General features: G+C 54.7%; 18 protein-coding genes and 1 pseudogene. 14 read left to right on the top strand and 5 right to left on the bottom strand.

Annotated elements, in window-relative coordinates:
- Positions 1 to 353: 353 nt before the first annotated feature.
- Positions 354 to 3881, top strand: a complete 3528-nt coding sequence (locus RC85_RS08500) for a PPi-type phosphoenolpyruvate carboxykinase family protein (protein ID WP_068261170.1) — start codon at positions 354 to 356, stop codon at positions 3879 to 3881.
- Between the two features lie 580 nt (positions 3882 to 4461).
- Positions 4462 to 5118, top strand: a pseudogene (locus tag RC85_RS28210) (sigma 54-interacting transcriptional regulator); the annotation flags it as partial.
- A 210-nt stretch (positions 5119 to 5328) separates the two neighbouring features.
- On the opposite strand, the gene RC85_RS08485 reads toward RC85_RS28210, so the two are convergent.
- Entirely contained in the window at positions 5329 to 6117 is a 789-nt protein-coding gene (locus tag RC85_RS08485; RefSeq protein WP_068261117.1) for a universal stress protein, read from the bottom strand.
- Positions 6118 to 6198: 81 nt separating this feature from the next.
- On the opposite strand from RC85_RS08485, the gene RC85_RS08480 reads away from it, so the two are divergent.
- The 12 genes from RC85_RS08480 to RC85_RS08430 all read left to right on the top strand — a co-directional run bounded on the left by RC85_RS08480 (position 6199) and on the right by RC85_RS08430 (position 14858).
- Positions 6199 to 6624 carry a GreA/GreB family elongation factor gene (locus RC85_RS08480; protein ID WP_084422484.1) on the top strand — a complete coding sequence of 142 codons (426 nt, stop codon included), beginning with the start codon at positions 6199 to 6201 and terminating at the stop codon, positions 6622 to 6624.
- Positions 6625 to 6806: 182 nt separating this feature from the next.
- Positions 6807 to 7259, top strand: coding sequence for a Na+/H+ antiporter subunit E (locus RC85_RS08475; protein ID WP_162273190.1), 453 nt, complete (start codon positions 6807 to 6809; stop codon positions 7257 to 7259).
- Entirely contained in the window at positions 7259 to 7543 is a 285-nt protein-coding gene (locus RC85_RS08470; protein WP_068261109.1) for an MrpF/PhaF family protein, read from the top strand. Before RC85_RS08475 ends, RC85_RS08470 begins: the two co-directional genes overlap by 1 nt.
- On the top strand, positions 7540 to 7890 hold the full coding sequence (gene mnhG, locus RC85_RS08465) for a monovalent cation/H(+) antiporter subunit G (protein WP_068261107.1): 351 nt from the start codon (positions 7540 to 7542) through the stop codon (positions 7888 to 7890). Before RC85_RS08470 ends, mnhG begins: the two co-directional genes overlap by 4 nt.
- Entirely contained in the window at positions 7887 to 8189 is a 303-nt protein-coding gene (locus RC85_RS08460; RefSeq protein WP_068261104.1) for a Na(+)/H(+) antiporter subunit B, read from the top strand. The genes mnhG and RC85_RS08460 overlap by 4 nt, the downstream gene beginning before the upstream one ends.
- On the top strand, positions 8186 to 8935 hold the full coding sequence (locus RC85_RS08455) for an MnhB domain-containing protein (protein WP_068261102.1): 750 nt from the start codon (positions 8186 to 8188) through the stop codon (positions 8933 to 8935). The genes RC85_RS08460 and RC85_RS08455 overlap by 4 nt, the downstream gene beginning before the upstream one ends.
- Positions 8932 to 9273 (top strand): NADH-quinone oxidoreductase subunit K, encoded by a 342-nt coding sequence (locus RC85_RS08450; protein ID WP_068261099.1) that lies wholly within the window; start codon positions 8932 to 8934, stop codon positions 9271 to 9273. The genes RC85_RS08455 and RC85_RS08450 overlap by 4 nt, the downstream gene beginning before the upstream one ends.
- Entirely contained in the window at positions 9263 to 10804 is a 1542-nt protein-coding gene (locus RC85_RS08445) for a complex I subunit 5 family protein (protein WP_068261096.1), read from the top strand. Before RC85_RS08450 ends, RC85_RS08445 begins: the two co-directional genes overlap by 11 nt.
- Positions 10801 to 12300: a complex I subunit 5 family protein gene (locus RC85_RS08440; RefSeq protein WP_200836807.1), complete on the top strand. Its 1500-nt coding sequence runs from the start codon at positions 10801 to 10803 to the stop codon at positions 12298 to 12300. The genes RC85_RS08445 and RC85_RS08440 overlap by 4 nt, the downstream gene beginning before the upstream one ends.
- Positions 12297 to 14102: a complex I subunit 5 family protein gene (locus RC85_RS08435; RefSeq protein ID WP_068261093.1), complete on the top strand. Its 1806-nt coding sequence runs from the start codon at positions 12297 to 12299 to the stop codon at positions 14100 to 14102. Before RC85_RS08440 ends, RC85_RS08435 begins: the two co-directional genes overlap by 4 nt.
- A 195-nt stretch (positions 14103 to 14297) precedes the next feature.
- Positions 14298 to 14444: a hypothetical protein gene (locus RC85_RS26710; protein ID WP_157593903.1), complete on the top strand. Its 147-nt coding sequence runs from the start codon at positions 14298 to 14300 to the stop codon at positions 14442 to 14444.
- Positions 14445 to 14522: 78 nt separating this feature from the next.
- The gene (locus tag RC85_RS08430; RefSeq protein ID WP_068261090.1) at positions 14523 to 14858 is read left to right on the top strand and encodes a universal stress protein; all 336 of its coding nucleotides are present in this window, start codon (positions 14523 to 14525) and stop codon (positions 14856 to 14858) included.
- Positions 14859 to 14860: 2 nt separating this feature from the next.
- Here RC85_RS08430 and RC85_RS08425 read toward each other — a convergent pair whose 3' ends face one another.
- From RC85_RS08425 to RC85_RS08410, 4 genes are all read right to left on the bottom strand, one after another.
- Positions 14861 to 15115 carry a hypothetical protein gene (locus RC85_RS08425; RefSeq protein WP_068261087.1) on the bottom strand — a complete coding sequence of 85 codons (255 nt, stop codon included), beginning with the start codon at positions 15113 to 15115 and terminating at the stop codon, positions 14861 to 14863.
- Complete coding sequence (locus tag RC85_RS08420) at positions 15112 to 15477, bottom strand: hypothetical protein (protein ID WP_068261084.1); 366 nt, start codon at positions 15475 to 15477, stop codon at positions 15112 to 15114. Before RC85_RS08420 ends, RC85_RS08425 begins: the two co-directional genes overlap by 4 nt.
- A 93-nt stretch (positions 15478 to 15570) precedes the next feature.
- Positions 15571 to 15813: a GreA/GreB family elongation factor gene (locus tag RC85_RS08415; RefSeq protein ID WP_238383108.1), complete on the bottom strand. Its 243-nt coding sequence runs from the start codon at positions 15811 to 15813 to the stop codon at positions 15571 to 15573.
- A 111-nt stretch (positions 15814 to 15924) separates the two neighbouring features.
- Complete coding sequence (locus tag RC85_RS08410; protein WP_068261077.1) at positions 15925 to 17325, bottom strand: vitamin K epoxide reductase family protein; 1401 nt, start codon at positions 17323 to 17325, stop codon at positions 15925 to 15927.
- Positions 17326 to 17346: the final 21 nt, after the last annotated feature.

Raw genomic sequence — 17346 nt, 5'->3', positions numbered from 1 at the left:
GTGTTTGCCAGGGCATTGGGAGCCGGTGTGGAGGACAGCCCAGCAAACAAATCTGATCAGAGCGTTGCTAGAAGTGTGAACGCTCGGCTTTTCGGGGGGAAAGCCGAGCGTTTTTTATTGCGCTGACGTGCACATCTGTGTGCGTCTTTGCCACAAATGCCGTAGGGCCGATTCTAACCATCCAGCGAGTCATTGGCGGACGGAAACCTGCCCTACGTTAATTTCCAGAGTGCTTTCGTCGTGACCCGCACCACATGGGTGCAAAGAAATTCAGCGGTTTGTTATCTTACCGACACGACTCGAAATTTATCGGTTGGTCGTCGCTGTTTCTGTTATCACGGAGCTACCTGAATATGTCATCGCTAGTTGAAGATCCAAACGAACTACAACGCTATGTCGGTTGGAATCGCGAGATCACCGCTGATCCAGAAGAACGACGACGTCTGCGAAGTTACATTGCGTTTCAGTTGGCCGCCGCCGGTCTGTCGCCCCCGCAGGAAACCGCCGACGAAGATTTAATGACTTCGTTTTCCGGCGAGATCTTTGAAAGTCTGAAACAGAAAAACCGACTTCTTAGCGAGCACCGCGCACCGATCGATTGTCGCATCGAATCATTCCTGAACGAGTACTTCGCGGGTGAAGTCGGGAACAAGCCACTGCGTTTGCCCAACCAATCGCTGACGCTCGACCGTCACGGCATGGCTCGTGAACTTAGCCTGCCCGCGAACGGCGACTCCTTTGAAAACGAACTGGTAAAATCGAATCGCTGCACCAACGGCGTGCTCAACAACCCTCGGCATGATCGCCGCACCACCGCCGGAACGTTTCACGTCGTCCAAGGCGGCCTGCCGATCCCCGGTGACAAGCGAGCCGTTCCCAAGGAAGCATTTGTCGGACTGTTTCGCGCGGCAATGAATCCGCCCGATGAATTGGCAGTGCTGCCGTATCTTTCCGAATCGGGAACAAAGGCCAGCACTTGGGTTTCGTTGTTGCTGCGACCGTTGGTTTGCCCCGAAGTCCGTGGATACTGCGAAAAGAAATCGCTGGAAGTTCGTTTCTTTGCGCCGGGAACGATGGTCAGTAATTTGGACTTTGTCGAATCGATCTTCGGCAACGCTGGCGACCCGCTGATCGCCGCCAACGACGCCTCGTTGGATGTGCGACATTGGAGCGGGCATACCGGATGCGTCATCCTGGCTCCGCATTTGTCTGAACTGACCAAGAAAGAACTCGGCCTTCCGCACTACGACGACGCTAGCGAGCGACAGCGTCGTGATTCGATGTGCTGGAAAGACGAAAACGAAAAGTACAACGATGGCGGAGCATTCAAGCTGACTTGCCGCGATGCGGACGGCGTGATGGTCACCTTGATTGCCGACAACTATTACGGCTACTGCAAAAAAGAAGTTAAAACGCAAATCAGCTACGCTGCCAACTTGATGGGCAACGTGGAAGAAGAGCATGCCGGTGGTGCGATGGCATTTGCGTCGTATTCACTCGGCGAAGAGTTCAAAGTCAAAAGTCGTCGCTACTACGGACAATCCTTTGACGATGTCGCCAAGGGTTGCGCCGGAACGATTGACATTCGCCCGGAAGGTTACGGCATCGACAAGCTTGATCCAACGGTGATTTACATTCCTGAATCCGCGAGCGCAAAGCTTTCTGAACGTTGCATCAAATGGACCAAGGATGGCAAGGAACAGCAGATCCCACTTTCGCCCAAAAACGTCTACATCGCGCCGAGCGGTTTTAAGATCCAGCTTGAAAAACACCCCAGCGCTCCTTCATGGCGTCTGATCGGAACGGTGGGCGAAGGCATTTTCTGTCACAAACCTTGCACGGTTTCGGGTGGCGGTAAAAGTGAAATCAGCAAGAGTTTGCGCGACTACATGTTGTACGGCCCGATCTTTGTCGGCGATCACGACAAAGACTTCGACAAGTTGGACGAGATCTTTAGCCGTAACTATCAAGATCGTTGGAGCAGCGAGACCGACGACAAACCGTCCTACGACGACCGACCTAGCCGCAGCGTGCTGGATCCGGCTCGCAGCATCGGCAGCATGATTCAATTATTGACGCCACAGCCAAACTTCAGCAAAGAGTACATCGATTGGTTGCAAACGATCCCGGACCACGTTTACGCGTTAGCGTTGATCATCAAGCGATTCATGAAGCCGGAGATGGCTCAGAATTGGCGTGAGTACTTCAGCGTCGATATCGTCAACGGTTCGCCAGGACATGAATTGAAAATCGGCGACCGCACGTTGGTCGGTACCTATTTGCGAGTCGGCTTGGACGGCAAGCGTTGGCGTACGTTTAAGCTGCGACAAGATTTTATCGCTGCTGCCAAAGTGCAACGTGAAGATGACATCAGTTGCAGCGTGGTTGCACCGGCCAGTGCCATTGAAAAGCTGGGGCCAGCGCTTCACCAATCGGGTAGCTACAAGTTTGTTGAAAACTGCGAGTACCGTCTGTTCCAACGTCCCGACGACGCCAAGCATCGTGGTTTGGATAAGCAAACCGAATGGGACTTATCACGCCCAGGTAATTTTATCAGCAATTTCCAACCGCTGACGATTGACGAGGCCATTGAAGTGGTCGAAGACGCAATCGACTTCGATAAGTTCACCGATCCAATGAAAGAAATGTTGCTGCGGGCGACGAAGCAAGAAAGCGGCTATGTAAGCAGTTCAGCACACCCACGCGTCCTAGCCGATGGATCTCGCACGACCAATCCGCGATACTTGCAAGACCGTCCCGACATGGTGTATCGACGAAACACTTATGTCGCAAACCGCGGCTTGCAACTGAGCCGGCGGTTGCCCGACGGTGTTCCACGTTACGCACCCGTCGGTGCGGTGCTGGGTGGTCGCCGAAACAATCCACCAAATAAAAAAGAAGGCATTCGTTCGCTCGCGGTTTACTCACCGCTGCATTATCAGGAATTGCCTGAATTGGTGATGGACTACGTGTGCTCGCTGACGGGCAAAAGTCCCAGCACGACCGGTGCCGGCAGCGAAGGTGCTCTGACCAAGGGGCCGTTCAATGCTCTGTTGCAATCGATCGATCTGAACTCGATGGTCGTTTCGATGATCTTGACCGAACTGGGTGGTTTCAGCACTCCGGCAGGTCACATCGGACCCAAGTTTGAAGTCGGCCACGACATTTCGATGCTGATCCCCGAAGTCTGGTGTCGCATGGGGCCCGAAGAGCGAGAGCCCGAAGCACTGATCGCCAACGGAATGCTCGAAAAAATCGATGACTACCAAGCGGGCGGCGTGGCGATTCCGGCCAGCCGTCTCGGTTACCGAATGACTCAAAAGTTTGTTCGCACCTACCTTGGTAGGATTTTCGATAACCCCGACAAGGTGTTTACCGAAGAAATCCTGAAGCCTGAACTGCAAGACGAAGAGTCCTTTGCGGACGGAATTTTGCATATCACTGAAGCTCAAAAACGAGTCGCATCAAGTTACTTCACCGACGGTGGATACGAACTCGCCTGTCCGCCATTGCAAGCCGTTCTAAGCATCATGGCTCACGGTGATTACGAAGGCAAAACGATCGACGATCCAGAAGTTCGTGATTTATTCAATCGCGAATCCATGCTCAAAAGTGATTGGTACCAACGACGTTTGGCAACCAAAAAAGAACGCGATCTTTCACGACTTCATGCGTTTGAGCAAAGGCTAGTTGCAGTCCAAGCGTCGGGTGAGATCGCTGGCGAATTGGATCTTGCCGAACGTCTAACGTGGGTTCGCGATCAAATCGCAAACGTCGAATCCCCCGCCTACGAAGAATCGCTAGTCGGAACGATCGGAGCCGACCCAATGACCCCGGCGCTGGACAGCAAGTCAATGCTAAGCAAACTGGCTGGCGTCTAGGACCGTCGGAACAATAGGTGGCGTAGCGAAACGCGCCAAGAGTTTCGGCAACCCGACAAACCGAAAGTCTTGGCGACTTTCGCTACCAATTTTCTCGTCACTAATTGTTCCAACAGACCTTAGAACCTTGCCTACGGTCGTTGTCCTGAAACAAATTTCGTACTTGGCGAAATCTCTCGTAGCTGGGCCCGCCAGGGTTCAGTCGGGTACAGCTAATGATGGACTGAACAGGTACTGGACAGATACTGAACCCTGGCGGGCCCAGCTACGGGAAAACCGAGCCAGAGAATTGGTGTGGGGCAGCCATCCGGGGGCTCGCGCACCCGGCAAGGAGCTGCCGGCCCTCCGGGCCTTTTCGGTTTTGGTTGTATTAACCGGTGGCTTCGCCACCGGCATTGGGCTTTCGGCCCTCCGGGCCTGGAATGACTCCGGGCCTGGAATGACTCTTAGCCACGGAGTGGCGGCAGCCCAGTGCCGGTGGCGAAGCCACCGGTTACTCGAAAACAAAACCGACTAGGCCCAGCGGGCCAAAAGCAATCACCCCTACGCCACTGCCTGTTTTCCGCAGCGGGGCAAACCAATCCCACCTGAATTCTTTCGTTCGATCGCCGACTGCACGGTGGACTGGGAAAGTTGGTTGTCCTGTGAGGGCGAGGTTTTGTGGGTCAATGAGGCTGTCGAGCGTTTTACCGGATACTCACCTGCCGATTGCCTAGCGATGGCGAACTACCCATTGCCTTTAATTACGCCTGACCATCGCGAGAAAATGGCTCGCTACTTTGTAGAAGCTGGCCAGGGAAGCACCGAGAACAACATTGAATTTGAGTGCCTTAAGCGAGATGGGACAACGTCCTGGGTCGCGGTATCGTGGCAACCGATGACAGACGTTGCTGGTCGTTCGTTGGGGTTTCGCGTTAGCGTACGCGACATTTCCGATGAACGGAAAATGCGTGAACAACTTCGCTTACATAACGAACATCTGGAACAACTTGTTCAGGAACGCACCGCTAGGGTTGCTGAATTGGAACAGCATCGCTTGAAGATCCATCGTCACAGCGATCGTCGCGATCGGCAGTTTCAAATCATTGACTGTACCGCGATCCCCGAAGCGTTGTTCGAGTCGGTGCTGTTTGGGCATGTGAAGGGATCATTCACCGGCGCGATTAAGGACCAAAAAGGATTACTGCGTCATTGCGATGGCGGAACCGCGTTCTTGGACGAATTGGGGGAATTACCCGCTGCCGTGAAGAGTTTTGGTCCCGGAAAACACGTGCTAGTTCGTTTAACCGCGTGGGCATCGAAATGCGGTTTTGCGTATTGGCAGTCAGCGGGCAAGAGCCAACGATGATTGGTGAACTTAGCTTTAAGCCACCAAAGTTTGCAGATAAGTCGAGGGACATCAGTCACACTCCGTTGATGAGGTTTGAAAGCGGCGTGAGCTGAAAGCTTACGCCGGGGTAACAGCGTCTGCTTCTTGAATCTCGCTTTCGACAGGCGAGACAAAATGGGCGGGTTTGATCGCTAACACAGAACACTTAATGTCGCCCAACACCGATTCGGCGGTGTTACCAATCAGGAATCCTGATACGCCCGTGCGGCACTGTGTTCCCATGACCAACAAATCCGCCTTCACATGGTCAACGACTTCTCGAATTTTCTCGACTGCGTTGCCTTGGTAAACGTGGCGGCGAAGGCCAGGATTTTGCGACCTGGCATCGTCCAAAAGATCATCTAATCGCTCGCCAATCTGCGCTTCGTACTCCTTTGCCATTCGGTCGATAAGTTCGTCCCCCATCTTGATGCGAAGCGGGTTTTCCATCCACAGGTTCCATGCACTGACGACATGCAGGGCCGCTGATTCGCGGGCGGCAATCATGCCGGCGTGCTGAAGGATTTGCTGATTGAGTTCGCGGTTGACGCTTTCATCAGTAGAAACGTCAACCGCGGCGACAATGCAATCAAACTGGCCATCCAGTTTCGGCTTCAGCAACCATACCGGACACGGGCACAAACGAAGTAACGATTGCGATACGCTACCGAAGAGTCGATCGACCAAGCCAAACCCTTCGGCGGTCTTGATCAGTAAATCATGTTCGCCCAGGGCGACTTGGCGGGCGATTTCGTAGGCGGGATCGCCGATCGCAACAACGACATCGAAAGCCACGCCGGTATCGCTGTATTCACTTGCAATGTCCAGCAGTTGGCGACGTTGATCGCTGGCAAAGTTGCCGCACAAATTGCTACGAACAGACCGCCCGCTACGAACAGACCGCTCCTTACAAACATCGCTCTCGAAAACTAACTCCCCGAGTTTTATATGAATATGGCATCGAATATCATCGCGGTGACTCGTACCGATCTGCAGCGGATTAAATCGTTACTGCATCACGACTTTGTTGCCAGTTTTGGGGACGAACGTACGCACTTGCGGGAACTGGCTAGACGGTTGGCGTGTGCGAACGTGGTCGAGTCGCGTGAAATGCTACCTGATGTCGTCACCATGAATTCAACGTTCAAACTATTTGATTTGATCCGCAAAGAATCAGACACGTTCACGTTGGTTTATCCGGACGAAGCCTGCATTGCGGAAGGCAAATTGTCGATTCTGTCGCCGCTTGGTACAGAGGTTTTTGGGCGACGCGTGGGCGAGAGTCTCAGTCTTCAAGTCTTAAGCGGCGAAACTCGCAAGCGAGTCGAGCAGATTTTTTTCCAGCCTGAACGTTGCGGAGCATTCAATCTGTAATTTTCACTTGAAGGACGTCGTTACGGCAAGCGACTCGCAAGCAGAATTCCTAACGCTAAAAACTGCTTTACCGTGTCAGTTGGGGCTGTACTGAGTGACAACCGGTTCGAACATCGCTACCATCGAAACGTTTCCAACGAGGGATTTGAAATTTGGTCCGGTTTCTATTCAATCTATTGTTCTTGTCTGGCGTGTGGGTCTTGCTGACGCAAGCGAATGCCGATTCATGGCTGGTGGGTGGGCCGGTCGTTTTGGTCGGCACGTTCGCGTCGATGCGTTTGGCCTATGGGGCGGCTCCACGCTTTCGGTTTTTGCGAATACTGTTTTTCTTGGGATACTTTCTGCACGGGTCTTTCTTGGGCGGAATTGATGTGATTTGGCGTTCACTGCATCCCGGTTTGCCAATCCAGCCTGGCTTAGTCAATTATCCGCTACAATTACCCAAGGGTGCGGCGCGGACACTGTTTATGGCTGTCGTCAGTTTGTTGCCGGGCACTGTCAGCACCGACATCAATGGCGACTTGCTGGTCACGCATGTGATTGATGACCGCGAACCGGTGATTCAACAACTTGAAAAGCTTGAGCGGGTGGTAGCAAGCATGTTTGCGATACCACTGCGAAACGCGAGTGTGTAATGCTAGACGCCATCCTGGTCTTTCAAACCGTGTTGTTGCTTGCCAGCTTAGTGATGGGGCTGATGAGAGTCGTCGCAGGACCGACGCAGTTTGATCGTATGCTGGCGTCCCAATTGATCGGCACGACCACGGTCGGAATTTTGATCTTGATGTCTCAAGCGTTGTCACGGCCAGCGTTCATCGATGTTGCGTTGGTGTTTGCACTGTTAGCTGCGGTAGCGTCGGTCACGTTCGTTCAACAGATTGAATACGATTCGGATCCGCCGAAGGAACCCAAGGCGTGAATGCGTGGGACATCGTTTCGGTGATCTTGATTTCAATCGGCTGCTTTTTCTTCCTCGGTGGCGGAATCGGCATGTTGCGGTTTCCTGATGTGTTTTCTCGCCTGCACGCTTCGACCAAGGCGGACAACCTGGGTTTGGGGTTTGTCATCTTTGGCGTGTTGTTGCAGTTCGATTCGATGTTGGCCGGAACAAAGTTGATCTTGGTTTGGTTGTTGGTGTTGATGTCCAGTTCGACAACGTGTCACTTGATCGCCAAGACGGCGCTGCGGCAGGGAATCGAGCCTTGGAAGAGAACGGTGCCAGAAAGCCAGAAGATGTCAGAAACGCAAGTGAGGAACGACGAGTGAATTTGGCGCTATGGACATTGGATGCGGCTCTGTGCGTGACCCTGATTTGGCTGGCTTGCCGCGCGTTGATCGCGGCCACGTTGTTCCAGGCGGTGGTGCTGTTCATCGTTTTTGGTTTAGTGATGGCGCTATGCTGGGCCCGTTTGGACGCTCCCGATATTGCGTTGGCCGAAGCGGCGATTGGTGCGGGAATGACTGGTGCATTATTCCTGTCCACCTTGGCGGCGCTGAACAAACCGGTTCCGCAACTGCCACAAAAGCAACCATCCGCCTCTGATTTCCCGGGCGGTCAGCAATGAGCGAAGTGACTTACCGGTTTTGCAGCATCGTTGGTTTGGCGGTCGTCGTGTTGGTGATTGTTGGTGTGCTTGGCACCGCCATTTTGTCGTTGCCACCGGAGGCGTCGGGTTTGCAACCTCTTGTCGATCAATCGCTGGATGAATCGGGGGCCAAGAACCCGGTCACCGCCGTGTTGTTGAACTTTCGCGGCTACGACACGATGTTGGAATTGATTGTGATGTTGTTGGCGGTGATCGGCGCTCGAGCGCTCACCAATGGCGAAACATGGTGTCAAACGAAACCGGATGTGGAAGAAATGGATCCGCTGCTGCATGGATTTGTCCGCTTGATCACGCCGTTGATGATTGTGGTCGCTGGTTACTTGCTATGGGTCGGCGGTCACGAACCCGGCGGCGCGTTTCAAGCCGCGGCGGTGTTGGCAGGGGTGGGCGTGTTGTTGCAGTTGTCGGGTTTTCCTTGGTTCCGCCATTTGTCGGGTTTCGCCGAACGGTTGTTGCTGGTTTCGGGTGCCGCCATTTTCTTGTTGGTTGGCGTGGGCACGATGTCGGCCGAACGAGCTTTCTTGGAATACCCGGTCGATGCGGCCAAACCGCTGATCTTATTGATCGAAACAGTCGCCACTGTTTCGATCGCCACGATCTTGCTGACGCTCTACAACTCGGGCGTGCTGCGGTTCTTGGAAGTGAAGCGGCAACGGAGCGATGGTGCGGGATCCCGTCAGGTCGATGTAGGCGATCAGTCATGACGTATGTGACCATGTATGCCTTGACCGGAACCGTGCTGATCGGTGTTGGCTTGTTCGGTACGACGACTTGTTCGCATTTGTTACGCAAGATCATCGGGCTAAACGTCATGGGCGCGGGAACGTTTTTGGTGCTGATCGCTTTGGCCCGACGGACGACCGACCCGCTGCCCGACCCGGTACCGCATGCGATGGTGTTGACGGGAATCGTCGTCGCGGTCAGTGCATCGGCGTTGGCATTGGCGCTGCTGCGACGGTATTACCGCGAAACAGGCAGGACCGATCTGAAACCGACACTCCAGAAACCAAGGATCGCGCGAAAGGATTCCCATGAGTCTTGAAGCGGTTTTTCTTGGTCTGATCGTTCTGCCGTTGTTGGGCGGATGCTTGGCATTCTTGTCACGTCCGCTGGCGTTGCCGGCTAACTTGGTCGTGGCGGTGGGCCAATTGATTTGCGCATTTGAATTGGCCCGCACGGTAATGGCCCAAGGGCCCTTGAGCTACAAAGTCGGCGGTTGGGACGCACCGCTGGGTGTCAATCTATACGCCGATGGATTGACGGCGATGATGTTGGTGATGGTAGCTGTGGTCGGCGGCACGATTGTGTTGTACACCGCTGGTGCAATGCGTTCGATCAAGGATGACACCTACGATCAACAGTTGTTTTGGCCAATCAACTTGTTGTTACTTGCATCCTTGAACGCGTTGTTTTTATCGGGTGACATTTTCAATCTGTATGTCACGTTGGAACTATTGACTTTGTCGGCTGTGGCGTTGATTGGCTTGGTCGGCACCGTCGATGCCTTGACCGCGGCGCTGCGTTATTTGCTGGTCGCGATTTCCGCATCGCTGCTTTACTTGTTGGGCGTGGCGTTGCTGTACAGTATCTATGGCACGGTCGATTGGCATTTGCTGGGGGACCAAATTCAAGTCGATCAGGTTAAGGGCGATCAGGCGAGCTTGTTAGCGATCGCATTGATTGTTTCGGGATTATTGTTGAAGACGGCTGTCTTCCCGTTGCATTTCTGGTTACCGCCGGCACATTCGAGCGCCCCAACTGCGGCCAGTGCGCTGTTGTCAGCGCTGGTCTTGAAGGCTTCGTTCTATATCATTCTGCGGTTATGGTTCAGCGTATTTCCTTATGCCGAATTCCAGAACGCGGGGACTTTGTTGACGACGCTGGGCGTAGCGGCCATTTTGTGGGGATCGTTGCAGGCGATCAATCAAACGCAGTTAAAAGCGATGGTGGCGTATTCGACCGTCGCGCAGGTCGGATATTTGTTCTTGGTGTTCTCCTTGGCCAGTGACGCTGCGGTGGCTTGGGACGCATGGAGCGCGACGGTGTTGTTTGCGGTTTCGCATGCAGTCGGCAAAGCAGCGGTTTTCTTGGCCGCCGGATCGCTGCAATACGCCACCGGCAGCAAGCAGATTGATTCGTTGGCCGGGATCGCTCGCGAACAGCCGGTAACGGTATTGGCGTTTGCGACCGCCGGGGTGGTGTTGATCGGTTTGCCACCCAGTGGTGCGTTTGTTGCGAAGTGGTTGTTGCTGCAATCGGCGATCGCGTCAGGCCAGTGGCCGTTGGCGGCGGTGATCTTGACCGGTGGCGTGTTGGCGGCGATCTATGTGTTTCGAGTGCTTTCGCTGTCGCTGCTTCGCTGCGAACCCAGGGAAAGCTGCGAGCCCAGGGAAACTCGACCGGTTCCACGGTTGATGCAGTACGCGACGTTGGGGTTGGCGATTGTGGCGATCACGTTGGGCATGATGGCATCACCGATGATGGAATTGTTGAAAGTAGACGCTCCGTTTTCGGCTAACCCGTTTTCGGCTGATCCGGTTTCGGTTTCAACTTTCCGGGAGGTCGCGCCATGATCAGTTGGAATCAATGGTTGCCGTTGTTGGTCATCGCCAGTTCGCTGATTTCGGGCGGCGTGATCTTCGTGCTTGATGAAAAACGAAAGCTGGCCCGGACGGTGCTGAACCTTGGCGGCGCGGTATTGAAAGTGATCCTGGTCGGTTTGATGTTGTGGGGCGTGTCGCGTGGCGAATTGTACGAAGTCCATTTCCCGTTGACCGATGGGTTGGAATTCGCGTTGCACGCATCGCCGTTCTCATTGTTCTTTGTGACGTTGTCGGCGGGGTTGTGGTTGTTGACGACGATTTATGCGATTGGCTATTTCGAGGACTCGCCGCACCTGGATCGTTTTTTTGGTTTCTTTAGCTTTTGCGTCTGTGCGACGACGGGCATCGCTTTGGCCGCCAACTTGTTTACGTTTGTGGTCTTCTATGAAATTTTGACGCTGACGACTTATCCGTTGGTGGTTCATAGCGGCAAAGAATCGGCGCTGCGTGGCGGGCGGATTTACCTGATCTACACGATTGTTGGTGGGGCCGTGGTGATGTTGGCCGCGGTGTGGTTGCAAACGATCGTGGGATCGTTTGAATTCACCGAGCGCGGGGTGATGGCGGACGTTTCCCCTGAACAATATGGCCAATTGCGATGGATCTTTGCGTTGTTGATTGCGGGATTTGGCGTCAAAGCGGCAATGGTGCCGCTGCACGGATGGTTGCCCAACGCGATGGTCGCACCAGCACCCGTTAGCGCGTTGTTGCACGCGGTGGCGGTGGTGAAGGCGGGTGCGTTCGGAATCGTGCGAGTGGTCTATGACGTTTACGGCCTGGAGTTTTGTCGGCAGATCTCAGTCACGACGCCGCTGGCGATCGCCGCGTCCATCACCATTGTTTACGGTTCGATGCGAGCGATCTATCAGGACGATTTGAAACGCCGGTTGGCTTTTTCCACGATCAGTCAGGTTTCTTACATCGTGTTGGGCACGGCGGTCGTGGGCCCGATGGCGACGACCGGCGGTATCGTTCACTTGGTGCATCAAGGCATCATGAAAATCACGTTGTTCTTTGCGGCCGGGAATTTGGCCACGACGTTAGGCGTGTCGAAGGTGAGCGAGATGGATGGCGTGGGCCGACGAATGCCATGGACGATGACGGCGTTCAGCGTTGCGGCATTGGGCATGATCGGGATGCCACCCACGGCGGGCTTTGTCACAAAGTGGTACCTGGGACACGGGGCATTGGAGACCGGGCAAGATTGGGTGGTCGGCGTGCTGGTAATCAGCACCGTCTTGAATGCGATGTACTTTCTGCCGATCATCTATGTCGCTTGGTTCAAACCGCCCAAGGGTGCCTGGGCGAAAGAACGATCCGCTGGACAGTTGGAAACTCGCTGGAGCTTGCTGATGCCGCCGGTCGTGACGGGATTGTTGACTGTGTTGGTCGGGCTGTTCGCAAACATGCCGCTGAGCCCGCTTGATTGGGCCAAGTTCATCGTTGACTTGGAGTACGGGCAATGAGTCAATGGCTGAGTGAATCGCTTGTTGTGTTGAGCGTCATCGCACCATTGCTGTTTGCGATGTTGTGGCCGATCACGGGTTTGCGATCTTGGATCGGCCGGCTGGTTCCGCTGTTGCCATTACCGGCTTTGTTGCTGGTCGCGCTGGGTGATCAATGCGCCGTTGACTTGTCCTGGTTGCTGTTTGGTGCCCGTTGGGGATTGGATTCGACCGGGCGAGTTTTCTTGGGTGTTTCCGCTGCACTGTGGATGATCGCTGGATTCTACGGTCGGTCTTACTCGGCGAACGATCCCCAGCGAGAGCGTTTAGATTTGTTTTGGTTGCTATCGATGGCTGGCAACCTGGGGCTGATAGTGTCGCAGGACATGGCCAGCTTTCTGTTGTTGTTTACGCTGATGAGTGTGGCGGCCTACAGTTTGATCGTGCATGACGGCCAACCCGAAAGTCGCCGGGCGGGTCGCATCTACATCACGCTGGCAATTTTTGGTGAGGTGGTGCTGTTTTGGGCAGTCATCATCGCAGTTCATCTGACCGGGCAGATGAACTTTACCGACGTCACGCGTCGGTTTGCGGAAGGCCAAATCGCAGATGGGCCGTTGTTCAGTCTGTACCTTGGTTCGCTTTTGGTCGGCTTTGGTATCAAGCTGGGCTTGATGCCGCTGCACTTTGCGTTGCCGCTGGCGTACCGGGCCGCTCCGATTCCGGCCGCCGCCGTGTTGAGCGGCGCAATTGTCAAAGCGGGATTGTTGGGGTGGATGCGGTTTGTTCCGGTTGGCGAATTGGCGATGCCGTCGTGGGGTGCGGTTTGGATTGTCGTGGGAGCAACATCAACACTTGCCGCGGCTTTAATCGGAGCGACGCAGCGGAATCCGAAAACAATGCTGGGTTATTCCAGTGTTAGCCAAATGGGTTTGTTGGCGATCGCTTTTGGGGCGGCGATGACGGTGCCTTCAGCCTGGCCAATGATCAGCGTGGCGTTGTTACTGTTTGCAGTCCACCATGCGATTTCCAAGGCGGGTTTGTTTTTGGGTTTGGGCTTTGGCGGGGCGCAATCGCAGCTTGCTTCGACATGGCGGCGCGCTTGGGTGGTCGCGGGCTTGGCAATTGGGGCCGCATCGCTTGCCGGTTTGCCACTAACGACGGGGTATGCAGCGAAAAATGGAATCAAAGCGGCAACGTCCGTGATGCCGGACACATGGGCCGCCGGTTTGGCGTGGGTTTTGCCGATCAGCGGGATAACCACGACGCTATTGGTCGCACGATTCGTCTGGGTCGCTTGGCCGAGTCGCGGTGATAACCCAAAGCAGCATGGTGTTGCGATTTCGCCGGTCATGGTGGTGACCTGGGCCATGTTGATTGGTGCCATTGTCACGATCGCCATCGCGATGCCTTGGTGCGAATGGATCACGACAAAGTGGACGACGCTGAAACTAGAAAAATTAGGGCTGATAGCCTGGCCAGTTCTGATTGCGTTGATCATCTGCGCAGTGTTTCGATGGGCGTTTCGATGGGCGCGACCATTGGCGACTTGGCTCAATCGAAGCCCGCTTCCCGAAGGCGACATCGTTGTTCCGCTGGTTGGCGTGTTTGCGTTGTGCCGACGTGTTTGGGACGACGCAGTGATTGGCAGAATTGAAGAAGTTCGTCGCAGCCCACTGAACTTTTTTTCTGGCCATCAAGTGCCAAAGTTCCAAGGCTTGCTCCGCAAGCTCGAAAAAAGATTCAACGAGGACGTGATTGCGGGAATGATGGTCGGATTACTGGTCGTTCTTATCTTAAGCGTTTTGACGTTTTCGACTTGAATGCATCACCGAGAGTTCAAGACCCCAGACGCCATGATGAAAGACTGCCGCGCAGGATTAAGCATCGCTTGATCAATCAGTGACGAGCTTTGAAGTAGCGAAAGTCGCAGAGATTTTTGATTTCCTGCACGGACGAATCTCTCTGCGAGATTCGCTACATCAGTTGTTGTTCACGCGATTGGCGACGAACTAAAAATGGAAGACAGCGACCTCGCCGCCGCGCCGGTGTCGTCACCCGTGTCGTCACCCGTGTCGTCACCCGTGCTTTCCAAGCGTCAACCGTGGTTCACGCGATGCCGTGATATCCGAGCTCCCAGCATGCAGGAATCCACACAAAGCTGAGTTTCATCACTGCCGCTGATCGAACGGTCCCAGACTTGCATTTCACTCAGGCATCTCCAATCACAAAGGAAACTGTTGATGAAACGCTTTCGGAACATTTTGGTGTCGCTCGACACACGTCATGAAGATCAGTCGATCCTTGAATCGGCTGCCGAGGTCGCTCGAAGCGATCAAGCCAAGCTCACTCTGGTCGATGTCGTTCCGCCGATGGCTTGGATGACCCGCTTGCTGGTGCCTGATCATGAATACATCCAGCAATTGATGACCGAGGAAAAACAGCAACAGCTTGAGGCTTTGGCGGGTTCGCTCCGCGACGAGGGGCTGGATGTTGAAACCAAAGTCCTATTGGGTAAAACGTCCACTGAGATTATACGCGAGGTTTTGCGGAACCGGCACGACTTGGTTGACCATTAAGGTTAATCGCTTCGCACCAGTACCATGCGGTGCAGCAACGCCATGTGTCGATTGTAAACAGCCTGATACACCGACTGATTCGCGACGTGATCGTCAACGTACTTGATCAGAGCAAGATTGTCGTTTGCCCGCCGATCAAAATTGCGAATCGGCGCGTCCTCACCGGCATCATTTACGTTTGTATGTTGGGGTAAATCGCGGACCTTCTGGTCAAGGTCAATCGGAGGACGCCCCGGCTTCGTCGTTCCGGTGCTCACGCGGCGTCACCAGCCGCATCGACGTCTTCGGCCAGTAGCCATTGCACCTCTCCGCCTTCCCATCGCAACAGAAAGGTCCGCGATTGAGAGTTGTTCTCGGTGTTTGCCAATTCGTCCAGCCGCTTTGGGTCGATCGGGGCACCATTCGGATGCTCATCTTCGCGTGGATCAAACACACACGAGTTTTTTTCCAGCTTACCGACCACTTCCGCGATCTCGCCCGACGGGCATGGAAAGTCAACAAGAGATGTGAGTACAGGATCGCCATCGACATTCCACCAGCAATTCGGCTGCTGCGCTAACCACTGGGCCAAGTCAGCCGCGCTGATCGTGTAGTAAGGAAGCTGCAATTCGCTTGGCATGGTCGAAGCCAGATATCTCGACAGAAGTTTTGTTTGCGTCTCTACACCATTGTAGCGATGCAGTCACGCAGCAGCAACATTCGATGCTCAGCATCACAAATTGAACGCTCCGACACGCTCGGGTTGGAAGGCCACTTTCTGAACTCGCTTGCGAGTCTCTCGCTGTAACAAATGCAGGGTCACGCTTTCACCGACGCGACGACCGAGCAGTTCCGAGCCCAATGGTGACAGAATCGACAGCTTCCCTTCGGCACTGGACGCTTCATCCGGGTAAACGAGCGTCAAGGTTTCTGATTCGTCTCGGTCCAGGTCGATTAGCTCGATGGTCGAGTTCATCGTGATGATGTCGGGCAACATCTCCAGGGACTCGACGACGGTTGCATGCGACAGCCGATCAAGCAGTGCGTTGAGATGTGGTCGATCGACAGTGATGCCTGGAATGTTTCGCTAGCCGCCTTCACGTCGGATCAGGTCGATCAATCCTTTGACGGATGTATATTTGCCGACGACGCTGGTTCGAGGAAACATCAGCTTGGGGATCGAACCTTCGCCCACTCGCCGGTACAACGCCACGTGCCGGGCGATGAATTGATCGGGAACTCCAGAAGCCAACTCGGCCTTCAAGGCGTCAGGATCGACCATCGTGTTCGCCTTCGCTAAGGCTTCGGCGTAACTCGGTGGTTGATCTCCACCGAGCATCCAGTTGTGCAGGGATGAGAACTTGTCTTGATCCAGCCGCCACATCGCGACGGCAAGCTTCGACAGATTGCATGAATCGACATAACGCGGGCCGGTTTCCTTGATCGACGGATTGCAGTCTGCGTTGAGCGGCACGGGCAGAAGAACAATCGCCACTTGGCCACCGAGTTCGCTTCGTGCGCCACGGATGGTCTCGAAAGTTTCGCGGCAAGGCGGACAGTTATAATCGAACAGTTCCACGACAACAAACTTTGCATCGCTTGGGCCGATGTGTGGCCAGTCGGCGACTTTCAGTTTAGCCGCGCCACCTTGAATGACCGCGATCCGCTGCGGCGGTGGTTGGGCTTGAACGGAACCGGCATCAACGACGCCAAAGAAAAGCATGCTTGGCATCGTGATGAAGCCGGCGGTGGGAGCTTCAAAGAAACCGTCTTCGACACCTTCGTCGCTCTGATCAGCCTGGCCCGGTGGCGTCATTTCAAAAGTATCCAACTCTTCCATGCCCGCTTCGCCAGCCGGAACGTCGAATGTTTCAATTTGAAATGTTGCCGGCGGACGGGTCAGCATTTGACCGCCTACCAAAATCATCAACCCGGCGACGCTGACCGCCGCAATCACGCGGGCTGATTTCGGGCGCAGAGGACCAGCGACAACCATGGTCGCCGCTGCAATCAAGCCACAAGCGTGAGCCAACATGCAGTACAGACAAATGTGCTGCAGCAACAGAAACTGAATCGCGATGAACCACACTGCACTCATGCCGGCGGCAAACACTGCCGCGGTCACAATCGTCCATCCCGTCTTTCGCACCCGTCGGCTGAAACGCTCGGACGCAGCGATCGCAAGCGCTGCCGCCAGGACGAGATAGATTCCCAATGCGAGCAGGCTGACGGGAACGCCGAACCAAAGCGACCAGCGGCTATTGGCGACACCTTCGCAATCCACCCATCCGCCACCGCCGCCGCATCCCGCGATCGGCGAAGCGGTCACATGTGCCCACATTAGATAGCTGCTTGTGCCAATCGCCACACTGGTGCAAACGGCTAGCAAGAGCGTTACCGGCCAACGCGGAAACGGTTTCATGTCGCGAAAGAGCCAGCTACGGATGTTGTTGTGAGCTGTCGAGGTCGGTGAGATGTTTGCACTCATGATGGTGTTGGTGTGAAAAGT

Source organism: Rubripirellula obstinata, from assembly GCF_001642955.1.
Lineage (GTDB): Bacteria > Planctomycetota > Planctomycetia > Pirellulales > Pirellulaceae > Rubripirellula > Rubripirellula obstinata.
This window is presented reverse-complemented; position numbering and strand designations above follow the sequence as displayed.